The organism is Parabacteroides sp. AM08-6, assembly GCF_003473295.1.
Taxonomy (GTDB): Bacteria; Bacteroidota; Bacteroidia; order Bacteroidales; family Tannerellaceae; genus Parabacteroides.
In genome coordinates, this window is record NZ_QRMP01000025.1 from 36,655 (window position 1) to 56,866 (window position 20,212).

General features: G+C 36.6%; 22 protein-coding genes, 1 tRNA gene and 1 pseudogene. 16 read left to right on the forward strand and 8 right to left on the reverse strand.

Annotated features, from left to right (window positions below; all coding sequences use genetic code 11):
* The first annotated feature begins 36 nt into the window (after positions 1–36).
* From DW103_RS13665 to DW103_RS13680, 4 genes are read left to right on the forward strand one after another with little or no spacing between them, the layout of a single operon-like run.
* Entirely contained in the window at positions 37–777 is a 741-nt protein-coding gene (locus DW103_RS13665; protein WP_122277071.1) for an ABC transporter ATP-binding protein, read from the forward strand.
* Positions 778–813: 36 nt separating this feature from the next.
* A complete protein-coding gene (locus tag DW103_RS13670; RefSeq protein ID WP_122277073.1) occupies positions 814–2,034 on the forward strand; it encodes an ABC transporter permease in 1,221 nt (406 codons plus the stop codon).
* 49 nt (positions 2,035–2,083) lie between these two features.
* Complete coding sequence (locus DW103_RS13675; RefSeq protein ID WP_122277075.1) at positions 2,084–3,151, forward strand: sensor histidine kinase; 1,068 nt, start codon at positions 2,084–2,086, stop codon at positions 3,149–3,151.
* A 47-nt stretch (positions 3,152–3,198) separates the two neighbouring features.
* Positions 3,199–3,969 (forward strand): LytTR family DNA-binding domain-containing protein, encoded by a 771-nt coding sequence (locus DW103_RS13680; protein ID WP_122277077.1) that lies wholly within the window; start codon positions 3,199–3,201, stop codon positions 3,967–3,969.
* Positions 3,970–3,978: 9 nt separating this feature from the next.
* On the opposite strand, the gene dacB is transcribed toward DW103_RS13680, so the two are convergent.
* Positions 3,979–5,433 (reverse strand): D-alanyl-D-alanine carboxypeptidase/D-alanyl-D-alanine-endopeptidase, encoded by a 1,455-nt coding sequence (gene dacB, locus DW103_RS13685; RefSeq protein WP_122277079.1) that lies wholly within the window; start codon positions 5,431–5,433, stop codon positions 3,979–3,981.
* Between the two features lie 52 nt (positions 5,434–5,485).
* Here dacB and DW103_RS13690 point away from each other — a divergent pair, with 52 nt between their 5' ends.
* From DW103_RS13690 to DW103_RS13700, 3 genes are all read left to right on the forward strand, one after another.
* The gene (locus tag DW103_RS13690) at positions 5,486–6,637 is read left to right on the forward strand and encodes an AI-2E family transporter (RefSeq protein WP_122277081.1); all 1,152 of its coding nucleotides are present in this window, start codon (positions 5,486–5,488) and stop codon (positions 6,635–6,637) included.
* Between the two features lie 69 nt (positions 6,638–6,706).
* Positions 6,707–6,779 (forward strand) — tRNA-Lys (locus tag DW103_RS13695).
* Between the two features lie 242 nt (positions 6,780–7,021).
* Positions 7,022–8,242 carry a site-specific integrase gene (locus DW103_RS13700; RefSeq protein WP_122277083.1) on the forward strand — a complete coding sequence of 407 codons (1,221 nt, stop codon included), beginning with the start codon at positions 7,022–7,024 and terminating at the stop codon, positions 8,240–8,242.
* A gap of 284 nt (positions 8,243–8,526) precedes the next feature.
* Here DW103_RS13700 and DW103_RS13705 read toward each other — a convergent pair whose 3' ends face one another.
* Genes DW103_RS13705 through DW103_RS13715 form a run of 3 tightly spaced genes read right to left on the reverse strand, consistent with a single transcriptional unit; the run spans position 8,527 to position 9,468 of the window.
* Complete coding sequence (locus tag DW103_RS13705; RefSeq protein ID WP_122277085.1) at positions 8,527–8,820, reverse strand: helix-turn-helix domain-containing protein; 294 nt, start codon at positions 8,818–8,820, stop codon at positions 8,527–8,529.
* Positions 8,821–8,873: 53 nt separating this feature from the next.
* Positions 8,874–9,167: a DUF3876 domain-containing protein gene (locus DW103_RS13710; RefSeq protein ID WP_122277087.1), complete on the reverse strand. Its 294-nt coding sequence runs from the start codon at positions 9,165–9,167 to the stop codon at positions 8,874–8,876.
* Positions 9,154–9,468, reverse strand: coding sequence for a helix-turn-helix domain-containing protein (locus tag DW103_RS13715; RefSeq protein WP_122277089.1), 315 nt, complete (start codon positions 9,466–9,468; stop codon positions 9,154–9,156). Before DW103_RS13715 ends, DW103_RS13710 begins: the two co-directional genes overlap by 14 nt.
* A gap of 219 nt (positions 9,469–9,687) precedes the next feature.
* On the opposite strand from DW103_RS13715, the gene DW103_RS13720 reads away from it, so the two are divergent.
* Together DW103_RS13720 and DW103_RS13725 are read left to right on the forward strand one after the other, a co-directional pair.
* Positions 9,688–10,257 (forward strand): Crp/Fnr family transcriptional regulator, encoded by a 570-nt coding sequence (locus DW103_RS13720; protein WP_122277091.1) that lies wholly within the window; start codon positions 9,688–9,690, stop codon positions 10,255–10,257.
* A 100-nt stretch (positions 10,258–10,357) separates the two neighbouring features.
* Entirely contained in the window at positions 10,358–10,711 is a 354-nt protein-coding gene (locus tag DW103_RS13725) for a cupin domain-containing protein (RefSeq protein WP_122277120.1), read from the forward strand.
* A gap of 26 nt (positions 10,712–10,737) precedes the next feature.
* Here the strand turns inward: DW103_RS13725 and DW103_RS13730 are convergent, their stop codons facing one another.
* Positions 10,738–11,073 carry a helix-turn-helix domain-containing protein gene (locus tag DW103_RS13730; RefSeq protein WP_122277094.1) on the reverse strand — a complete coding sequence of 112 codons (336 nt, stop codon included), beginning with the start codon at positions 11,071–11,073 and terminating at the stop codon, positions 10,738–10,740.
* Positions 11,074–11,200: 127 nt separating this feature from the next.
* On the opposite strand from DW103_RS13730, the gene DW103_RS13735 reads away from it, so the two are divergent.
* The 7 genes from DW103_RS13735 (at position 11,201) to DW103_RS13770 (ending at position 15,728) form a co-directional block, all read left to right on the forward strand.
* Positions 11,201–11,782: a cysteine hydrolase family protein gene (locus tag DW103_RS13735; RefSeq protein WP_122277096.1), complete on the forward strand. Its 582-nt coding sequence runs from the start codon at positions 11,201–11,203 to the stop codon at positions 11,780–11,782.
* 78 nt (positions 11,783–11,860) lie between these two features.
* Positions 11,861–12,100 carry a hypothetical protein gene (locus DW103_RS18480; RefSeq protein ID WP_122277098.1) on the forward strand — a complete coding sequence of 80 codons (240 nt, stop codon included), beginning with the start codon at positions 11,861–11,863 and terminating at the stop codon, positions 12,098–12,100.
* Positions 12,054–12,473: an RteC domain-containing protein gene (locus DW103_RS13745; protein ID WP_233545693.1), complete on the forward strand. Its 420-nt coding sequence runs from the start codon at positions 12,054–12,056 to the stop codon at positions 12,471–12,473. Before DW103_RS18480 ends, DW103_RS13745 begins: the two co-directional genes overlap by 47 nt.
* Before the next feature lie 129 nt (positions 12,474–12,602).
* A complete protein-coding gene (locus DW103_RS13750; RefSeq protein ID WP_122277100.1) occupies positions 12,603–12,935 on the forward strand; it encodes a helix-turn-helix domain-containing protein in 333 nt (110 codons plus the stop codon).
* A gap of 283 nt (positions 12,936–13,218) precedes the next feature.
* On the forward strand, positions 13,219–13,803 hold the full coding sequence (locus tag DW103_RS13760; protein ID WP_122277102.1) for a BfmA/BtgA family mobilization protein: 585 nt from the start codon (positions 13,219–13,221) through the stop codon (positions 13,801–13,803).
* A gap of 4 nt (positions 13,804–13,807) precedes the next feature.
* Positions 13,808–14,773, forward strand: coding sequence for a DUF5712 family protein (locus DW103_RS13765; RefSeq protein ID WP_122277104.1), 966 nt, complete (start codon positions 13,808–13,810; stop codon positions 14,771–14,773).
* A 55-nt stretch (positions 14,774–14,828) separates the two neighbouring features.
* Positions 14,829–15,728: a DUF5677 domain-containing protein gene (locus tag DW103_RS13770; protein ID WP_122277106.1), complete on the forward strand. Its 900-nt coding sequence runs from the start codon at positions 14,829–14,831 to the stop codon at positions 15,726–15,728.
* Positions 15,729–15,755: 27 nt separating this feature from the next.
* Here DW103_RS13770 and DW103_RS13775 read toward each other — a convergent pair whose 3' ends face one another.
* The 3 genes and pseudogenes from DW103_RS13775 to DW103_RS13785 form a co-directional block, all read right to left on the reverse strand.
* Complete coding sequence (locus DW103_RS13775) at positions 15,756–18,221, reverse strand: ATP-binding protein (protein WP_122277108.1); 2,466 nt, start codon at positions 18,219–18,221, stop codon at positions 15,756–15,758.
* Positions 18,211–19,485, reverse strand: a complete 1,275-nt coding sequence (locus DW103_RS13780; protein WP_122277110.1) for a class I SAM-dependent methyltransferase — start codon at positions 19,483–19,485, stop codon at positions 18,211–18,213. The genes DW103_RS13775 and DW103_RS13780 overlap by 11 nt, the downstream gene beginning before the upstream one ends.
* Before the next feature lie 483 nt (positions 19,486–19,968).
* Positions 19,969–20,212 (reverse strand): annotated as a pseudogene (locus DW103_RS13785) (transposase); the annotation flags it as partial.

The following is a 20,212-nucleotide window of genomic DNA, read 5'->3' on the forward strand; positions in this document are numbered from 1 at the left end:
GAGGACGGGGAATGTGTCATCTTAATCTGAATCAAAATGAAAGAGATAATTAAATTAGAAAACATCAAGCGAGACTTCAAGGTCGGGGATGAAATCGTCCATGCTTTGCGTGGTGTTTCCTTCACTATCTACGAAGGTGAGTTTGTCACCATCATGGGAACATCCGGCTCCGGAAAGAGTACTTTGCTGAACACGCTGGGTTGTCTGGATACACCTACCGGCGGAGAATACTATCTTGATGGTGTCTCTGTTCGTACAATGGGGAAAAATTCCCGTGCCACTTTGCGTAACCGCAAAATTGGATTCGTATTCCAAAGCTATAATCTGCTGGCGAAAACAACAGCTGTAGAGAATGTTGAGCTGCCCTTAATGTACAATCCTTCATATAGTACTTCGGCTCGTCATGAAAAGGCGGTTAATGCTCTTATTGCTGTCGGATTGGGAGATCGTTTGATGCATAAGAGCAACCAAATGTCCGGAGGGCAGATGCAGCGTGTTGCGATTGCCCGTGCTTTGGTAAATGACCCGGCTGTTATCCTGGCTGATGAGGCTACGGGTAATCTGGATACGCGTACTTCGTTTGAAATATTAGTTCTTTTCCAGAAATTACATGCAGAAGGGCGTACTATCATATTCGTTACTCATAATCCGGAAATTGCTCAGTACAGTAGCCGTAACATTACTTTGCGTGACGGACATGTAACGTCCGATATGGTAAATACGAATATTCTGGATGCAACGGAAGCTTTGGCACGATTACCTAAAAATGACGATTGATGATTTAATATCAATTTTATAGAATCAACACAGAATATGAACGGAACAAACTTAATAAAAATAGCCCTCCGGGCACTCGCTAATAATAAGCTACGTGGTTTCCTGACCATGCTGGGTATTATTATCGGTGTTGCATCCGTGATTACGATGCTTGCTATCGGACAAGGCTCCAAGCGAAGCATACAGGCACAAATCAGCGAAATGGGTTCCAATATGATTATGATACAGCCGGGAGCCGATGTTCGTGGAGGTGTCCGTCAGGATGCATCTGCCATGGAAACCCTGAAACTGGAAGATTATCAGAATATTGTCGATGAGACTCGCTATGTATCGGCTGTTTCTCCTTCGGTGAATAGTAGCGGACAAGTTATTTATGGAGCCAATAATGCCCCTAGTACTGTATATGGTATCAGTCCTGATTATTTGGAAATACGTCGTTATAAAGTAGAAGACGGCGATATGTTTACCGAACAGGATATTCAAACGGCTGCGAAAGTTTGCGTAGTCGGGAAAACTGTTGTCGATAATCTCTTTCCGGATGGAGGCAACCCCCTCGGTAAAGTTATACGTTTTCAAAAACTACCTTTCCGTATTGTAGGAGTACTGGAAAGCAAAGGATACAACAGCATGGGGATGGACCAGGACGACCTAATCTTAGCTCCATACACAACTATTCAGAAAAAAGTTCTGGCCATTACCCATTTGCAAGGCATTACCTGTTCGGCTCTTGAAGAGAAGTATACCGAGCAGGCTATCGATGAGATAACTGAAATACTCCGCCGCAACCATAAGTTGAAGAATGAAGATGATGATGATTTTACAATCCGTAGCCAGCAGGAGTTGAGCACGATGTTGACAAGTACTACGGATATGATGACCGTGTTGTTGGCGGCTGTGGCGGGTATTTCGTTACTTGTGGGAGGTATTGGTATTATGAACATTATGTATGTCAGCGTGACGGAACGAACGCGTGAAATTGGTCTTCGTATGAGTATCGGTGCTAAAGGAATTGATATTTTGGCACAATTTCTGATTGAGTCTATTTTGATAAGCGTTACAGGCGGTCTGATAGGGGTCATTTTGGGAGTCGGTTCGGCGCTTATAGTAAATGTGGTGGCTCACTTTCCGATATATATTCAGCCTTGGAGTGTTCTGCTGTCGTTTGCAGTATGTACCGTTACCGGTGTGTTCTTCGGTTGGTATCCGGCTAAGAAAGCTGCACAACTCGACCCGATAGAAGCTATCCGATATGAATAGGTGGAATCTGTAAACTCTTTTCCAGATATTATTTTTATATTTGTAAACGATGAAAACAGAAAAACATATACGCTCGTCAGTTACTCCTCCTTATAAGGGGACAGGTAGTTTTATTCATGTTGTGGCTTGGGGAATATTACTGGGATTGCCTTTCTTTTTTACGGGAGGCGAATCTCAAACTGTTACGGTTGGAAGTTATTTGCGTTCCGTCATTGTTCCCTTTTCGTTCATGATAGTTTTTTATGTGAACTATTTTGTGCTGATAGATCGTTTTCTGTTTTCAAAACATGGTTGGAAGTTTTTCCTAAGTAATGTGCTATTGATAGCAGCGGCTATGTTGTTTGTCCATGCTTTTATGGAACTTTTCCCAAAAATAGAGGGGAGACATCCTCATCCGGAGAGAGAATGGCAGGATATTGTCGGTTTCTTCATTATTAACTCGATGCTTTATCTGTTGGTAGCAGGGTTAAGTGTCGCTATTAAAATGACAAATAGCTGGTATGCGACAGAATCGGCTCGTCGTGAACAGGAAAAAAGCCGGGCGGAAGCTGAATTACAAAATTTGAAAAGCCAGTTGAACCCGCATTTCCTTTTTAATACGTTGAACAATATTTACAGCCTGATTGCTTTTAGTCCGGAAAAAGCTCAGGAAGCAGTCCACGATTTAAGCCGCTTGCTACGTTATGTCCTTTATGAGAGCAGTCAGGATTTTGTTCCGTTGGAAAAGGAAATGGACTTTATCCGTAATTATGTGGAGTTGATGCGTATCCGCCTGCCTCAACATGTGGAGTTACAGACTGATGTAGTTCTATCGTCATCTGATATTTATGTTGCGCCCCTTTTGTTTATTTCTTTAATAGAAAATGCGTTTAAACATGGGGTGAGCAACAGTAAACCCTCTTTTATTCATATCAGTGTCCGCCAAGAAGGGGGACGCATTATTTGCAGTATTCGCAATAGCTATTTTCCCAAGAATACGGAACAAGACAAAAGTGGTTCCGGTATCGGCCTCCAGAATTTGTGCCGGCGGCTTGAATTGCTTTATCCTTCACGGCATATTTTCACCTATGGCCAGCAAGGTGATGTGTATAACTGTATTCTGGAATTGCAATCGTAGTTTTTTGTGTTAACTTTGTATTGTTCTACCTTATAATAGAAACGTTTATGAAACTAACATGCGCAATTATCGACGATGAACCGTTGGCAACAGGTTTGCTGGGAAGCTATGTGGACAAAACTCCGTTTTTGGAGTTGAAAGGAGCTTACAATAGTGCAGTCACTGCCCTTGGAGAACTGACAAGCCAACCAGTCGATTTGCTTTTTTTGGATATTCAGATGCCGGAACTGAGTGGCATGGAATTTTCGCGTATGTTAGGAACAGATACTCGTATCATTTTTACAACAGCCTTTGGCCAGTACGCATTAGATAGTTATAAAGTAAATGCCTTGGACTATTTGTTAAAGCCTATCAGTTATCCTGATTTTTTGAAATCAGCGAATAAAGCGTTGCAATGGTACGAGTTATTGCGTGGTGACACGGTTGAAACCGCAGATAATTTCCAGATAGACAATGGTGTACATAGCCACCTGGCTTCTCATTCTTCAGTGGAATCTATTTTTATAAAAACCGAGTATAAACTGGTACAGATAGAACTTCGTAAAATCCTTTATATCGAAGGACTTAAAGACTATGTAAAGATATTTGTAGAAGATGAACCACGTCCTGTCCTTTCCTTAATGAGCATGAAAGTGATGGAAGAAATGCTGCCTCCCGACCGCTTCATCCGTGTGCATCGTTCTTTCATTGTCCAGCCTGAAAAGATTAAGGTGATAGAACGTAACCGTATTGTGTATGGCAAGGAATATATTCCGATTTCAGACAATTATAAACAGAAATTTATGGAATTCTTGTCCCAACGTTCTTTGTTGCCTTAATAACCGACATCAGAACAGTTCGAGCAGTAATTTCTCTAAATCTCCGGTCATTCGGCCCATGGAACATGAGTAATTGTTGGAGAAAACGGCTATCGCATATTTTCTACCCTCTATCGTAACATAACCGGCATAGCTTCTTACCCGTGTGATACCACCACTTTTCAGACGGGATTTACCTTGCAGCTTTGTTCCTTTCAGGAAATTGCGGACAGAGCCTTCCAAGCCGGGCTGTGGAAGAGAGGTAATGAAGGCGTCTGCTTCAAGTGATTTTGTTGCCATATAAACGAGTAAATCACCAATAAACCGGGCGGAAACTTTGTCGGCCGGTGCCAGACCGCTTCCGTCATACATCCAAAGTGGAAAGGTATCAATTCCTTTTTTCTTCCAATGTGCTTTAGTTATCCGGATACCCCGTTCGAAGGAAGAAATAACTTCATTTTTGCCAGGTTTATATTGCAGGCCAATTGTTTTTATCAGAGCATCAGCAAATAGATTATGGCTGACATGATTTGTTATGGACGCTAATTCGCGTAGCGTCGGGGAATAGGTCGTGATGATGGTTGTTCTATTACCCTCTTTCCACCTTCCGGCTTCTGCCTCTATTCGGTAGCAGGAAGAAGAAGATTCTATCTCTACACCTTTCTGTTTTAACTTCTTTTCCAGATAATGGGCTAAGAAAAGAGCCGGGTCGGGAATATCGCCTTTTAAAGAATAACGTTCCCGATTTGCCGGAACAACGCCATGTAAATAACGTTCGTTTGCTAATGGAGTGCCGATAATGTATGCGCTGTCGGATGGTATTACTGCGGTTTTCAAATAATTATGGAAATGTATGGATATTTCCGGTTCGCATCCTTGTATTACGGGGCGAGTACCACCGGTTCCTGTTTTAAGAATTAATTTGTACATATTATCGAAAACCGAAATGCCATAACTTCCGGGTGCATAGTAATTTCCCATATCCTCACGCAACCATTTGATGGAAGAACCTTCGGTATCGAAAATACTTTCGTCCGAAATGATGGCTCCCTCTATTTTCTGTATGCCGGCTTTTTGTATGGCTACTATCCATTTGTCCATGAAAGAGTTGCTTCCCTGGGTGAGATAGGAAGAGCCTAAAGACGGGTCACCACTACCTTTGATGTACAGATTTCCTTTTAATATCCCATTTTCTATCGTCCCTTCATATTCCAAAGAGGTAGGAAAACGATAGTCTCCTCCTAATATTTCAAGGGCCGTAGCCGTTGTAACGGTTTTCATCACAGAGGCTGGTGATACTTGTAAATCAGGATTATAAGCATATACTGTTTTGCCTTCTTGTATGTCTTTTACAATCAAGGAAAAAGAGGCACCTTTCATATAAGGCAACTGTGTGAGCCGCTTTACCGGTTGAGGAACTTGGGCCGTTACTGGTAAAAAGAGACAAATTGAGAGGCAGAGTGTTAATATTTTGTTTTGTATCATAACATTTTATACTACTTTATTCTATCTTTGCTGACAAAGATAAAAATTAAATATGAACCCATTGTTCGATAAACCGTTTACATTTGACAGAGTAGTGCGTATTGTGTTCGGTGTATTGGTGCTGGGAGGCATTATCTATTTAATAGCCTTGCTGCGCAATGCCCTGTTGCCGTTCTTGATAGCCTGGTTATTAGCTTACATGATGCAACCGTTTGTTCGCTTTTTCCAGTACAAAGTCGGGATAAAAAGTCGTATTTTATCTATTGTGGCGGTATTAATATCCACATTGTTACTTCTCTCACTTGCTTTTGCATTAGTCGTACCTTCCGTTACTCAGGAAGCAAACCGGACACTCGAACTGATGCGCATACATAATGAGTATGGTCATATTCCGATGATTCCCCGTGCTTGGACAGATTTTATCGAGAAAAATATTGATCCTGACCAGCTAGCCCAATTATTAAGTAAGGAAAACATAGAAAATGCAATCAAGCAGATAGCGCCCAAGATGTGGTTGTTGTTGACAAACACATTCTCCATACTTTTTAGTATTACTATAATTTTCGTTATTTTCCTATATTTTGTCTTTATTCTTTTAGATTACGAGCGGATTGCCAATGGATGGATAAAATTAATTCCTTCGCGTTATCGTCCTTTTGTCAAAGGATTAGCCGATGATGTAGAGTTTAGCATGAACCGTTATTTCCGCGGGCAATCCCTGATAGCTCTAAGTGTCGGTATTTTATTGGCAATTGGTTTTAAGATAATAGGTTTTCCCCTAGCTGTAGCCTTAGGGCTTTTTATCGGTGTTTTGAATTTGATTCCCTATATGCAGACAATAGGCATAATACCTATGATACTTTTAAGTCTGATAAAAGCTGCAGAAACCGGTGAAAACTTTTGGATGATATTCGGATTGGGAATATTAGTTTTAGGCATAGTACAATGTATTCAAGATTTATATCTGACTCCCCGCATTATGGGGAAAGCAATGGGATTGAATCCTGCTATCATTCTTCTGTCTCTATCTATTTGGGGGACATTGTTAGGCTTTATCGGTTTAATTATAGCGTTGCCGTTAACCACTTTGTGCCTTTCTTATTATAAACGTTTTATTCTGATGGAAGATGAGCCTTCAATGGAGAATTCAGGAGAAATGCTTTCTGATATCGATAAAAAACACATAGAGGAAGTAAAAAAATAGCATAAAGTATTGCGTATATAAAAAAAACGCCTACCTTTGCACCCGCATTACAGAAGTAACGCACCGGATGATTCGCTAGCTCAGCAGGTAGAGCACATCCCTTTTAAGGATGGGGTCCTGGGTTCGAACCCCAGGCGGATCACTAAAAACAAAAGAAAAACCAAGCAAATCCCTGATAATCAGACATTATCAGGGATTTCTTTTTTCTGGCAGGTAGCAGAAAATAGCCGTTTCAAGCATATTATCGGTGGATAAATCGTGGGACTAAAATTTAATTCAAAAAAGTCCCACGAATTTGCATCTTTCTCACTGATTCATAGCTTTTTGCATGGTCACACTTTGGAAGAGAATACATAGTTTTGTAACTCTAAAAACGATGTAAAAATGGCTCGTAAATCATTTTCTGTTTTGTTCTTCATCAAGAAAGGCAAATTATTAAAGAACGGTGAAGCACCCGTGTGCATGAGAATCACTGTAAACGGCTGTATGGTAGATATTTCTATCAAAAGAAGCTGTCCTGTAAACCTGTGGAATCAGGCAAAAGAGAATTCAAAAGGCAAAGACCGTATGTCGGTGGAACTGAACCACTACTTAGAAATCACACGCTCGCACGTACACCAAATTTATAGGGAACTGGAATCTTCCGACAAGGTTATTACTGTCGATCTTGTGAGAAAGTTGTTTTATGGTGTGGACGAGGATAGCAAAACGCTATTGCAGGTATTCAGGGAGCATAACGAACAAAGCCGTAAGTTGATAGGCAAAGACTTTGTAAGTAAGACTGTACAGCGATATGAAACAACCACCCGATATTTGGAGGAATTCATCAAGAAAGAATATCAGTTAGCGGATATTCCTTTGAATAACTTGGAAGCCAACTTCATTTCTAAGTTTGATGCTTTCCTGAAAATAGAGAAAGGTTGTGCGCAAAACTCCGCTATCACCCGGTTGAAGAACCTAAAGAAGATTATCCGTATTGCTTTGGAAAACGATTGGATTAAGAAAGATCCGTTTGCCTACTATCGTTTCAAACTGGAAGAAACTGATCCCGAATTTCTGACGATGGACGAGATTAAAATCATTCTCGCTAAAGAGTTCACAATTAAACGAGTAGAACAGGTACGGGATGTTTTTGTATTTTGCATTTTTACAGGTTTGGCGTTCAGCGATGTGAAAGAATTAGCACCTGAACACTTGGTAAAAGATAATAAAGGGGAACTTTGGATAAGGAAGAACCGCCAAAAGACAAAAATCATGTGTAATATTCCTGTATTGCCTGTGGCAGCTTCTATTATTGAAAAGTATAAAAATGTGGCAGAATGTACCGGAAAACTTTTGCCAGTATTGAGCAATCAACGCATGAACAGTTATTTGAAAGAGATTGCAGATGTATGCGGGTTGCAGAAAAATCTGTGCACGCATTCAGCAAGACACAGCTATGCCACCTCTATATGCCTAGCAAATGGTGTGAGTATGGAGAATGTTGCCAAGATGCTAGGTCATGCTGATACCAGCGTAACAAAACACTATGCACGGGTACTGGACCAGAATATTCTAAAGGATATGCAAAAAGTAAATAGCTGTCTGTCAGAATTGGCTATATAATAAAGGTAGTAGCCAATATAGAAAAAGGATTGGGAAGAATGAATTTCATTTTCTCAATCCTTTTCTTTTATTGTAAGTTTTCCAGAACTCAATCTGAAGCATTGACAAAGGTAAGTTCCGTATTTAGCCTGTTCAAGTCCAAGCCTTCGGTTTAGATGGAAATCTTCCTCTCATTTCATTTCGAGCGTATTTTCATCTAAAGACTTGCACAGACTAAATACTTCACTGGAAAAGTCAATGATTCAAATTAAATTCCGAAAAACAATGTTTTCAAGGGTAGCAGGTTATTCTTTCCAACTTTCAAAGTAGTGTTTTTGGAGCAGTTTGTCAATATCACTTTGGCGGTAGATGATTTTGCCTTTTATCTGGATAAAGGGGATTAATCCTGTATCTCGCCATTCTTGCAGGGTTCGCAAACTGACATTCAGTTTCTTAGAAACTTCATGGTTAGAAAAAAAGCGTTCCCCGTTCAGGTGGGGCTTGTAGTGCTTTACGATAGTTTCAATACCATTCAGCATTGAATCAAGCGAAGAAATAAATTCTTTGACTTGCGGTGTATCTTTATTTATTAGTTCCATGATTAAAAGATAGTTTTATTGAAATATTGATTTCAAGATTGCTAGATGGCTGGTTAGTTACGCAGATAGTCACCTAGCAATGAAATGCTAAGTACATCTTTTGCCGGATCATAATCTATATAGAGCCGTTTGGATGCAGTGGCAATAAAATACTGGCTACCATCTTTTTGTATCTCATACGTAGCAGGAGAAGCCTGTTTGGTAGTTTCCGATACATGTATAATAGAAAGAAGATAGTCTTTGTGATTCCGGTAGATGATAACCGTAGGATTCAAATTAACGCTTTCCCATGTGCCGACAATGGAAAACAGGTTGAAGGACGGATAATCTTCTTTAGTTCTTTTCATAAGGCGTGATATCTTTGGATGATTGATTCTGTGTTTCACTATCTGTAATAATACTTTCAATATCAGCAGATTTATAATAAATCTTACTGCCTATTTGAGAATAAGCCAATCTTCCGCTACTCCGATAATATTGCAACGTTCGTTTGCTAAAGCCTAACAACAGGCACACTTCCTGACTATCCAGCCAGTTTTCTACTTTTTGGGTATGAGTGCTGCACAAACTTTCTATCCGTTTGGCAAACTCCGTGAACCGTTCGCAGATATACGAAAAGGTTCTCTTTTCAATAGTTACTACTTCCATACACTTAATTTTTAATAGTTTATAAAACGTATTGATTCTATTTCACCAGCAAATGAAAGAAGAATCAAGAGCCGTTTTAAAAACTGTCTGAAAGTGTCTGGTAAAGGCATGATTAGGCACATCATATGCTCTAAAACATCTTGAATATGATTTAATTATAGCTTCACATTTTTCCAATACAATATTATGTCTACTTTTGTATCACTAATAAGAAACATCATGGACATAAAGAAATTGATAATAGAAGAAATTGGGTTATCAAATAGCTCTTATGAGAGATTGATAGAAATAACAGAAAGATTATCGTTAAAAAAGAGAGATTTTCTTTTGCAGCAGGGTAAAGTGTGCACTTTTATTGGCTTCGTTGAAAAGGGAACACTTCGCTCTTATATCGAAAAAGATGGTGAAGAATATACGAGTGATTTTTACACAGATGGTTCTTTTATAACATCTTACAGGAGTTTTTTGACAAAAGATCCAAGTGTAGGAAGCATACAAGCATTAGAAGATTCTCTCATACTAAACTTATCCAAATCTAATTATGAACTTTTATTACAAGAATCTAATGAATGGTATAAGTTAGGAAAATATATTGTAGATACACTCTTTATTAGAAAGTGTCGTAAAGAGTCATCACTACTAATGGATAGTGCATTGGATAGATATAAATTACTTCTACAAACATTTCCACATATTGAACAGCATGTATCACAATATCATATTGCATCTTATCTTGGCATTAAACCAGAATCTTTGAGTAGGCTTAAATCTCTTAACATAGGTCAATGAAATAACTCCCTCTTTCATCCTAATTTTGCAGCAAAACAAAGAAATCATGAAGAAAGCATTGATATTCGTCTTATTTTTATCACTAAATAGCTGCATTTGTATGAAAAAGAGTACAGTAACTAGAACTGATCTTATGACAATTCATTTACATGATAAACAATGTTTATCAAAAGTAGAAATTAAGAAAATTGTGATTCCTCAAAATGGGAAGGCTGATTATCATCTTCATCCCTGCCCAGTAATGGGTTATGTCGTTTCGGGAACTTTATTATTTCAGATAGAGGGGCAAAGTCCATGTCTGATAAAAGCAGGTGAAACGTTTTACGAACCTAAGAATCAGCCTATTTTACATTTCGATAATGCATCAGATTCAACTCCACTAATATTTATAGCTTATTACCTATTAGAAGGCGATGAGGATTTAATAACACTGCTACCACACAAAAATGAATAAGTGAACTATGCTATAGTAACGGATAGTTATACTTGTGAGTCTTCTGCCATCTGTTTATATCCCCAATCAACCAAATATTTAATAAAAGGAATAAGCTCCTTACCTGTTTCAGTTAATGAGTATTCTACTTTTGGTGGTACTTGGGGATACATTTTGCGATGAATCAAATTGTCTGTTTCCAGTTCTTTTAAAGTCTGTGTTAGCATTTTTGTGCTTATATCTGACATTTCACGGCTAAGTTCACCATAACGCAAAACCAAATGTTTAGATAGAGCCCAAAGAATTCGTCCCTTATACTTTCCACCTATTCTTTGGAAAGCATAATCAAGGACGCAAATCTCTTTTTTAGTATTCTTATTCATTTTATTTCAGACGTATTGAACTGATTATCTACATTAGATACATTTTAGTATGTACCATACAATTCTGTACATACTTGATACAAAGGTAGTAAACATTTAATTTTGCAGAAACATTAAGCAGAAATATATGAAAACAAAAATTGCATTACTCCTCATCGATATTCAAAATGACTATTTTGAAGGAGGATTGAATCCATTAGTTGGAAGTTCCGAAGCTGGATTAAAAGCACAAGTAGTCTTACAACACTTTAGATTACAGTCTTTACCCATAATACATATACAACATATTTCTACCAAACAGGGTGCAACATTCTTTCTTCCCAACACTAAAGGAGCGAAAATACATGAAAATGTTGCACCGCTGAAAGAAGAAAATGTTATTATTAAACATACCCCTAATAGTTTTCATCGGACTAGATTAGATAAGTTATTGCGGTCTCAGGATATTACAGATTTAGTTATCTGTGGAATGATGACACAAATGTGTGTGGATGCAACAGTAAGAGCCGCCAAAGATCTAGGTTATAACTGCATAATAATAGCCGATGCTTGTGCTACAAAAGACTTAAAGTTTCAAGATCAAATAATAAAAGCAAAAGACGTACACGCAGCTTTCCTGTCTTCGCTCAATCATTACTATTCGACTATTATTACAACAAAAGAATATATAAATCACCTAACCAACAAAGAGAAAGATGAAAACTATTAGTCTATTTATGCCCATCATTGTATTTTCACATCCCATTTTTAGCAAAGAACAAAGTAGTACACTTTTTATTAATCAAAGATGAATAACATTCTTAAATTGAGATTTTTTCGACTATTGTCGGAATACTCACAGCAGCAAGCACCTGTATTAGATTTTACAGAAGCTATTGAAGAATTGGCTAAACATTTAGCTGATATTAGTGTGAATGAACAAGATTATAGCATTTTGTTACGCTATTTTTCTTTTGGACTAAACAGGCTCAAATCGTACCGTGTACAATTTGGGCAAGGGGAAAATTGTACCATTACTACTTATTGATGAAGCAATAGAACTTATAAAAACTGAAATCCGTATCTTGAATCTACGAATTCAATACCCTGAACAATTTCAGAAGCACAAGAAGACACGACCTTTTTCTTCTTTCTATTTAACAGACAATACCACACTAATCAACATAATGGAATTAGTTAGTGGTCTATTCCTATCCAAACGAATCATATACAAAAACGGTGCACCTGTACCATTATCTGTTATCACAAAATCTTTTGAAGAACTATTCAATATTAAATTAGGCGATTGTTATAAGAAACATGAAAGTGTAATTTCCCGTAAGCCTACTAAACTAACTGAATTTTTAGATGAACTTCGGAAGTTTATTATCGAAGAACGAGAAAATAGAGGATACAGATAATCAACATCTTATCAACGTTTTATAGGGGAGTACCACTGGTACACCCCTAATTAGTTTGCATCCATTTACCGAACTTTGCTTCATCAATCGGTTGAAAACAATAATGTTGAACTTAAAAATTGAAGCAAAATGTATATAGACAACGAAAACTTCGAGAAGTGGATGGAAAAGCTATCCAAGAAACTCACCGAGATCGGACAAGACCTGAAATCTCTTATCAATACCGACACCGTATTCGATGAAAATGAGAAGCTGTTAGATAATCAAGACTTAGCCTTTCTACTAAAAGCATCTTTCAGAACCCTACAACGCTATCGGACGAAAGGTGTACTTCCCTACTTTACCATTGGACGGAAAACGTATTATAGAGCCAGCGACATCCGGGCTTTTGTCCGTGAATATGCCGATTCTCAAACCTACAAACAGTTTGAAAAAGCCAATCAGTTAGTGAATCAGCCCTGATAGCAAAAAGTAGCAAAGGAAAGCAGCCTGTGTTCGGGCTATTCCTTTGTGCTACCACCCCAATTTAGCACAAACTGCCTCACCTATCGGTCAGCCCGTTTTGCTAAATCGAGCAAGAGGGAACTGGACAAGTCCTGTTCTTCCCTCTTGCCCTGCGGGGCAAAGCCTTCGGCTTTAGCGTGTTACAAGAATACGCTGTAATGACACCTGTAATGAGCATTTTCTTTTCAATACTTATTATCAGGTATTTATCTATTCATATTTCTATAAAAAAGTAATTACCATGCCAAACAGCAGTCGAAAAACGATATTCACTACCATTTCCATAGACAAGGAAACGGCAACTTTGGTAGAGAAGATATGTAAACGCTATTCACTGAAAAAGAGCGAAGTTGTAAAGTTGGCGTTCGGGTATATTGATAAGGCACATATCAATCCATCCGAAGTACCTGAATCCGTAAAATCGGAATTGGCGAAAATAAATAAAAGGCAGGATGATATTATCCGTTTCATTCGTCACTATGAGGAAGAACAACTGAATCCCATGATACGAGCAACAAATTCTATCGCTTTGCGTTTTGATACTATTGGCAAAACTTTGGAAACTTTTATTCTCTCTCAACTGGAAGCTAGTCAGGAAAGACAAACAACCGTACTCAAAAAGTTAAGTGAGCAGTTCGGCAATCATGCTGATGTGATAAACAACCAATCCAAACAGATTAACGCACTCTACCAGATACACCAACGGGATTATAAAAAGTTGCTTCACCTGATACAACTCTATTCGGAACTATCTGCTTGTGGCGTGATGGATAGCAAAAGGAAAGAGAACCTGAAAGCAGAAATCAGCAATCTGATAAATACATAGGATTATGCACATAGACTTTGCCCCACCATCAAACGGAACATATAATAATTCGGGAAGTTGCCGACAGCTAGCAAATTATATGGAACATGAAGATTTAGAACGAATGGTAAAAGGCATCTATACCGAAGGCTTTTTCAATCTGACAGATGACAATATCTATAAATCAAAGGTTATTAAAGATATAGATACCAATATCGGGCAACTCCTAAAGACGGATGCTAAGTTTTATGCTATCCATGTCAACCCATCCGAAAGCGAACTTCGGGCGATGGGTAATACCGAACAAGAGCAAGCCGAAGCGATGAAGCGGTATATTCGTGAGGTATTTATTCCCAAATATGCCAAGAACTTCAACAAGGAGCTATCCGAAGCAGATATAAAGTTTTACGGTAAGATTCATTTTGATCGTAGCCGTTCAAATAATGCATTGAATATGCACTGCCATTTGATTGTGAGCCGGAAAGATCAAAATAATAAAAAGAAACTGTCACCACTTACCAATCATAAGGACACTAAGAAAGGCAAGGTTACAGGCGGTTTTGACCGTGTGAACCTATTCCAACAGACAGAACATGGATTTGATAAGCTGTTTTGTTACGAACGCCAGCAAACAGAATCATTTAATTACCGCAACAAGATAAAGAATGGGACTATATCTGAACAATTTAAACTACAAAAGCAAGAAATCCAATCCATTGAAAGGGAAGCAAAAATCAATCAAGATAGGAACAAAGAAAACTTGCATTCTATCAATCTTGAAAACAAAGGAGCATGCAATCAAATGTTTAACACAGATACTAATATAATTGTTAGAAAGCAAGATAGAAATATATTATCTAACAGTTATAAAAACAACCATTTGCCCTGTTCACAAATCTCTCTTGTTCCATTAGAAGTAAATGATAGCTATGTACCATTAGAAAAATCTACGCACACTAAAAAGAAAAAATGGAAAAGAAAAAATATATAAATTATATTTTCACGCCAAGGATATTACATGTAACTTTGTAAAAAGAAGAAGTAATATGAATACTGCTACAGAAATCATTGAAAACATTTTTGAAGAGAAACCTTTAGATTTATATGATTATATATTGAGAGGTCCACTCTGTGATATTTATACAGAGTTTAAGAAAAGACACAAAGATGAGTGCCAAAACTATTCATCTTTGTTGATTGATAAATTCGCAATCCATTCCGCTTCTTTTTTTCATTTATCTAGTGGTATAATAGAACATAGAAAATCGGGTGAACAGCTTAAAATGAGTGGATATGATATTTTCACTGTTAATGCCATCTTTAGAACAATAATGGAAACCTACGCTACGTTTCACAATATTTTTGTCGAGCCATCCAATATTGAGGAGAAAAAATTTCGTTTTTTATTGTGGAAAATAGATGGACTTACAGAGAAAAGCCGATTTAAAATTGATGAAAATGATTTCTCAACTGCAAAAGATATATTGGAAAATGACAAAGTCGTATTAAATAATACCATTGCAGAATTTGAATCTTGCGTTTTCTTTAGATTGCTCCCAAAGGGACAGATAAATAAAATATATAATCCCGCAAATAAGAAATATTGTTGGAGATTTATCTATTCAGGAGAAGAGATACAGCCCTTAAATATTACCAAATTAATCGCTCACGTATTTAAGACAAGAGCTTTTATTAATACATATAGGTATACCTCAATTCATACCCATTCAAACTATTATGCAATAGAAGAATTCTCCAAGATAAGAGGGAAGCTCTTATCAAATGAATATACAGACCCATTAACACGACTAGCAATAATAACTACTGCAATGCTTATTGACGATATTTGCTTAATTGACAATAATGAAAAACAAATAATATTACCTATCCCGGTCATTCGATTTATTAAGGGAATAAGTCAAAGCGTTAAAAAGTTAAATCTATAAAATTCACCAGTATAAAACGACAAGTTATTAATCTGCACATAATGCATCAATATACATTTGCTGAAAATCTGCTGGTACATTATTTGTCGCCTGCTGAATAGCCGTTTTAATAGCAGAAGGGGTTGTATTTATTGAGACCTTTTCTCCTTCAATATTGATAAATCCCGGCACTAGAACCAATAAACTATTCAGTAAGCCTTTCATATTTGACTCTGAAATTATCACTGGAGGATTCAAATGCTTAAGCTCAGACCTAATAGCTGATATTTTAGGAGGTTCTGTATCTTCTTTTTGTAAAACGTATATAACTTCCAACAATTCATCAATAGGACCTCTATCTATAGTTGTTTTTTCAATCTCATCTATCCAAAATTTCACTTCATTAGGAGTATGACAAGTTTCAAACATATCCCTCAGTTTTTTTAATCCAATTTGTTTAGGTACAGCTAATAAGAGTAATCTCATCAAATCTTTTGCACGTATTGCTGTGATTTTTTGCTGCTTTAACTCTACATTTAATGCTCCTTCTGGATTGTCAGCACCTTCATAATCTATTGCCACAACTACAGAATATTGAGCTTTATAAGCTTCCTTATGTCTATATAGGGCAGATAATCTAGCCGTTCCTGCTTGAATTTTATTTTTACCTGTACTTTTAGCATCATACGTAAGACTGTAATTTTCTGATTTATTTTCCTCGGAAAATCCAAGAATAGCACTTGCATACCCATCAGGATTATTACTTCCACCTATTTTAGTTGTCTCAAAGCCGAGTGTATGAAAAGCCTTATAAATAGCATCTTCTAAACCCACAGAATCACTAAGTGCATCCTTAACCATTCCTGCTACAAGAGGTGCACTCGCCCTATCTCCAAAGACTAACTCTCTTAGTATTTTATCTCTTCTTTTCATTATTGCATGTATAGACTCCTCTGGAATACATATCTCATACATGTGAGCTTCTGTCAAAACCTCTGTTATCGCTATAAATTCAATTGGGAGTTTAGATTTAAACTCATCACTATAATTTGCAATAAAAGGATGCATTAGATTGATTTTTAAAGTCCTTCTTTCTACACTAAATTTAGCAATAGGGTCTTCCGGAGGCATTATTTCCCATACAGAGCTACCTGTAAACAAGTTATTCTCCTCAACATCTTTCTCTAATTTTGCTATAAAATTTTCTTTTGACTCCTCTCCACGTTCTATTGGTAAAATAAGCCAAGGGCTAATAATTTCATCATTAAAAAATTTCTTAGCAAAGGTCACAATAGGTGTGCGAGACAAAGAAGTAGATGTTTGTGCTAACCTATACGAAATAGAACTTTCATCTTCCTTTTGTTTCTCTTTTTCAAAATAGATTTTTCTTATTTCATTATTAAATTTCTTCTTTATATATTCTTTTAATTCTGAAAAAGGTTTTGATTCTTTTATTATTTCTCTTGTAGAAGCTATATTTTCATCTAATTCGTCTGCATATATTGTAATTCTTGTGCGATTAAATGCTCCATGAGAAAACGCATCCATCCCAAGCAAAGGATCGTCCAAATTTATTAAACGATTACGCACCATTAGAAAAATTCCATGACTACGTCCCAATTCACTTGATTTTCCTTCAACTAAAGAATCTTCAAATAACTCACATATCCCATGTACATTTTTTAAATGTGGAAAATCTACATAATAATTTTCACCATCGTTATGTACTATACAATTATCCATCTTTTGTATAGTTTCATCATCGCGCCCCACTATCCATGTTTTAACTAATGGGATTTTAATTTTTGACGATTCCAGCAACACGCCATTATAAAATAATTTAAATTTAGGATTCAATGGAAGTGCTGTTTTTAGAATCCATTTTAATCTACCCTCTTTTATTTCAGTACTTTTTGCCTTCAATGCAGTCATTACAGAAAAAGTCCAAGAAGGTTCTGCTCCTTCACCAAATAAATCAAATGGAAGAATTGGATTAATTGTTTTTTTTATATATGGCTGTAACAAAGAACGAACTTCATACTCAGACAATTCGATTTCATCAAGAGTTAAATGCTCACCACTTTTTTTATGAATTCTCGTATAATCCATTTGTGTGGCTAAATATCGATCATTCTTTTTGCAAATATAAGTTAAGTTATTAGCTAATATATATGTAGCCAGCTTTCCTATACCAAAACGTCCAATCGGTAATCGTTCAGAGTCACTCTCTTCATGTAATCTTTTAGTAGATTCTCCTACTTTCCACAAATTTTTCAATTCATCATGATTCATACTATCCCCATTGTCACACACCCACATATATGCACCTTCTGCAGCCAAATCAGAAGATACATAAACACCTACTTTAGAAGCATGTGCATCATACGAGTTACAGACAAGCTCTTCAAAAGCTTTGTTAGGACTTGAGTATAAGCCTGCAGAAAAAAGTTCAATAATTCTATAACTTAAAGTTACATGTATATCATCTATTTTTTTACCTGTGTTAATCTTCATGTTTTTTTCCAATGATTATGAATTCCTCTGAATAAACTTGCCGACTATTCTTGTTGGAAGTAAATTTTCCTCTTGAATCCCGATACGGTGTCAATATCTTTTTCGATATTTTTCGTTGTATTATTTCCATGTCCCTAAACCCAGCACTATACATGCTTTCGATTAAATGTTTCGCATTGTCTATCTTCACCTTCTTATATTCAGTGTTACCTATCACAAAAAGAGAATAACCATTATTATTTAATAGTTGAAAAGCTTTGGATGTTACTTTCTGCATATCAACAAAATATTTTGATGCAGCCTTTGCTTTTGATTTATCAACTTTATACAAACGACTAACAATATCTAATCCTATAGGACTTAATCGATTCAAATTATCCTCATAATCAGATTCGTGATAAATACTTCCAATAGTGCCTTTTCGCAATATTTTATAATCATCAACAAAGCCTAACCACAATGTCGAAAGTTGATGTAAATCAGCATATTCATAAGATGTTACATATGGTGGACTAGTGACAATTAGGTCAGCGAAAGAATTTTCTATTTTTTTATCTAAGAAATTTATATTCTCTATCTCTATTTGATTTTCGTTAGATATCAAGTTCTCATTATTAGCTTTAATCATCATATCAACCTGCCTTACAAAAGCGTCTATTACTACTGCCGGAACTTTATTTGGATCAACCTGAGGCTTTATAGATTTCGTTAACCAAACAGATGTAGATTTCAATATATTTGAAAATGCACACAAGAAAAACTTTTTATAAGATATATTCTCAATTAATACAATTGAGATAGCTCTTTTTAAAGCTAATAAGTCTCTAATCTGTTGTTTTTTAAACCAATATTTAATTCTTTCATTAATATTCTCTATATCTTCATTTGCTATAATCAAGGAAGAGAATACATTAACTATTTCATTACTATATTTTTTTAAAAGATCGTCTTGGTATTTTTGACTTTTAACCTCTGCAATAAGTGTCGCTACTGGATTAATATCACATCCCCAAAAATCAATCCCATTTTTCTTTGTTTCGTAGGCTACAGTTCCGCAACCGCAGAAAATATCAGCAATGAGATTTACTTCCCCTCCCTTTCTTTTCACAAACTCAATAGCTTTAGTGGTAATAAATGCAGGAAACTTTGCCGGATAAGCATGTATTTTATGCATTCTGCATTCTTTCTCACTCCCTGTGTTCCAATATTCATCTACTGGAATTTGCTCAAAATCAATATTGTAGAAGTTATTTTCAACTTGCATATCATATAGTCTAAATTATTCACTTACAAAGATAATAGATAGAGGCTAATTTCTAAAGAAATAAGTGAATAATTAAAATCGAACAAGCCATTTCTTTTTTATAATCATCTCATAAAGACTAGAATAAAGCATACTGATCATCAAATATAGTTAATCAATGTTATATCACATCTCGTCTTAAACAATATAAAATTGAAACAACTATCTTTGCTTTCAGTATTCTCCATGAGCAAACTACCGCAAAAGCACGTAGCAAATTAGTGGGTTAAATCATGGGATATGCTTGAAGCAAGAAATATAAAGTTTTAAATATCAGCGTGGTAACTCTAAAAGGAGAATCCCAGGCGGATCACTGAAAGACAAGTCAAAACAAGACTTAAAGAAGACAACTCCTACAATATCAAGGTATTGCAGGAGTTTTTTCTTTGTATAATGTCCGTGACCAAAGACACCGGCTCATACTGAAAATCTGAGGGGTGACTATTAAGCATAAATGTTCGTGAGTCTAAAAAGGAAGAACGCAATATCTCCAACCCTCTGAACTGTCGCCTGAAAGCTTTGATCTTTGCATTAAAAGCTTCACTGGCCGCGTTCGTGGAACGTTGATGGAAAAAATTGACGATATTCAGATAATGGGACTGTATGGTTCTGGCTATCGAACCGAATGACAAGAAGCCCGAACGATTGACCTGGTCATACCAATGGGCCAAACGTGTAAGGGCAACAT

What these genes read in the sequence shown, in the direction of transcription:
- DW103_RS13665 (WP_122277071.1), top strand. Translation starts at nt 37, where the DNA reads ATGAAAGAGATAATTAAATTAGAAAACATCAAGCGAGACTTCAAGGTC.
- DW103_RS13670 (WP_122277073.1), top strand. Translation starts at nt 814, where the DNA reads ATGAACGGAACAAACTTAATAAAAATAGCCCTCCGGGCACTCGCTAAT.
- DW103_RS13675 (WP_122277075.1), top strand. Translation starts at nt 2,084, where the DNA reads ATGAAAACAGAAAAACATATACGCTCGTCAGTTACTCCTCCTTATAAG.
- DW103_RS13680 (WP_122277077.1), top strand. Translation starts at nt 3,199, where the DNA reads ATGAAACTAACATGCGCAATTATCGACGATGAACCGTTGGCAACAGGT.
- dacB (WP_122277079.1), bottom strand. Translation starts at nt 5,433, where the DNA reads ATGATACAAAACAAAATATTAACACTCTGCCTCTCAATTTGTCTCTTT.
- DW103_RS13690 (WP_122277081.1), top strand. Translation starts at nt 5,486, where the DNA reads ATGAACCCATTGTTCGATAAACCGTTTACATTTGACAGAGTAGTGCGT.
- DW103_RS13700 (WP_122277083.1), top strand. Translation starts at nt 7,022, where the DNA reads ATGGCTCGTAAATCATTTTCTGTTTTGTTCTTCATCAAGAAAGGCAAA.
- DW103_RS13705 (WP_122277085.1), bottom strand. Translation starts at nt 8,820, where the DNA reads ATGGAACTAATAAATAAAGATACACCGCAAGTCAAAGAATTTATTTCT.
- DW103_RS13710 (WP_122277087.1), bottom strand. Translation starts at nt 9,167, where the DNA reads ATGAAAAGAACTAAAGAAGATTATCCGTCCTTCAACCTGTTTTCCATT.
- DW103_RS13715 (WP_122277089.1), bottom strand. Translation starts at nt 9,468, where the DNA reads ATGGAAGTAGTAACTATTGAAAAGAGAACCTTTTCGTATATCTGCGAA.
- DW103_RS13720 (WP_122277091.1), top strand. Translation starts at nt 9,688, where the DNA reads ATGGACATAAAGAAATTGATAATAGAAGAAATTGGGTTATCAAATAGC.
- DW103_RS13725 (WP_122277120.1), top strand. Translation starts at nt 10,358, where the DNA reads ATGAAAAAGAGTACAGTAACTAGAACTGATCTTATGACAATTCATTTA.
- DW103_RS13730 (WP_122277094.1), bottom strand. Translation starts at nt 11,073, where the DNA reads ATGAATAAGAATACTAAAAAAGAGATTTGCGTCCTTGATTATGCTTTC.
- DW103_RS13735 (WP_122277096.1), top strand. Translation starts at nt 11,201, where the DNA reads ATGAAAACAAAAATTGCATTACTCCTCATCGATATTCAAAATGACTAT.
- DW103_RS18480 (WP_122277098.1), top strand. Translation starts at nt 11,861, where the DNA reads ATGAATAACATTCTTAAATTGAGATTTTTTCGACTATTGTCGGAATAC.
- DW103_RS13750 (WP_122277100.1), top strand. Translation starts at nt 12,603, where the DNA reads ATGTATATAGACAACGAAAACTTCGAGAAGTGGATGGAAAAGCTATCC.
- DW103_RS13760 (WP_122277102.1), top strand. Translation starts at nt 13,219, where the DNA reads ATGCCAAACAGCAGTCGAAAAACGATATTCACTACCATTTCCATAGAC.
- DW103_RS13765 (WP_122277104.1), top strand. Translation starts at nt 13,808, where the DNA reads ATGCACATAGACTTTGCCCCACCATCAAACGGAACATATAATAATTCG.
- DW103_RS13770 (WP_122277106.1), top strand. Translation starts at nt 14,829, where the DNA reads ATGAATACTGCTACAGAAATCATTGAAAACATTTTTGAAGAGAAACCT.
- DW103_RS13775 (WP_122277108.1), bottom strand. Translation starts at nt 18,221, where the DNA reads ATGAAGATTAACACAGGTAAAAAAATAGATGATATACATGTAACTTTA.
- DW103_RS13780 (WP_122277110.1), bottom strand. Translation starts at nt 19,485, where the DNA reads ATGCAAGTTGAAAATAACTTCTACAATATTGATTTTGAGCAAATTCCA.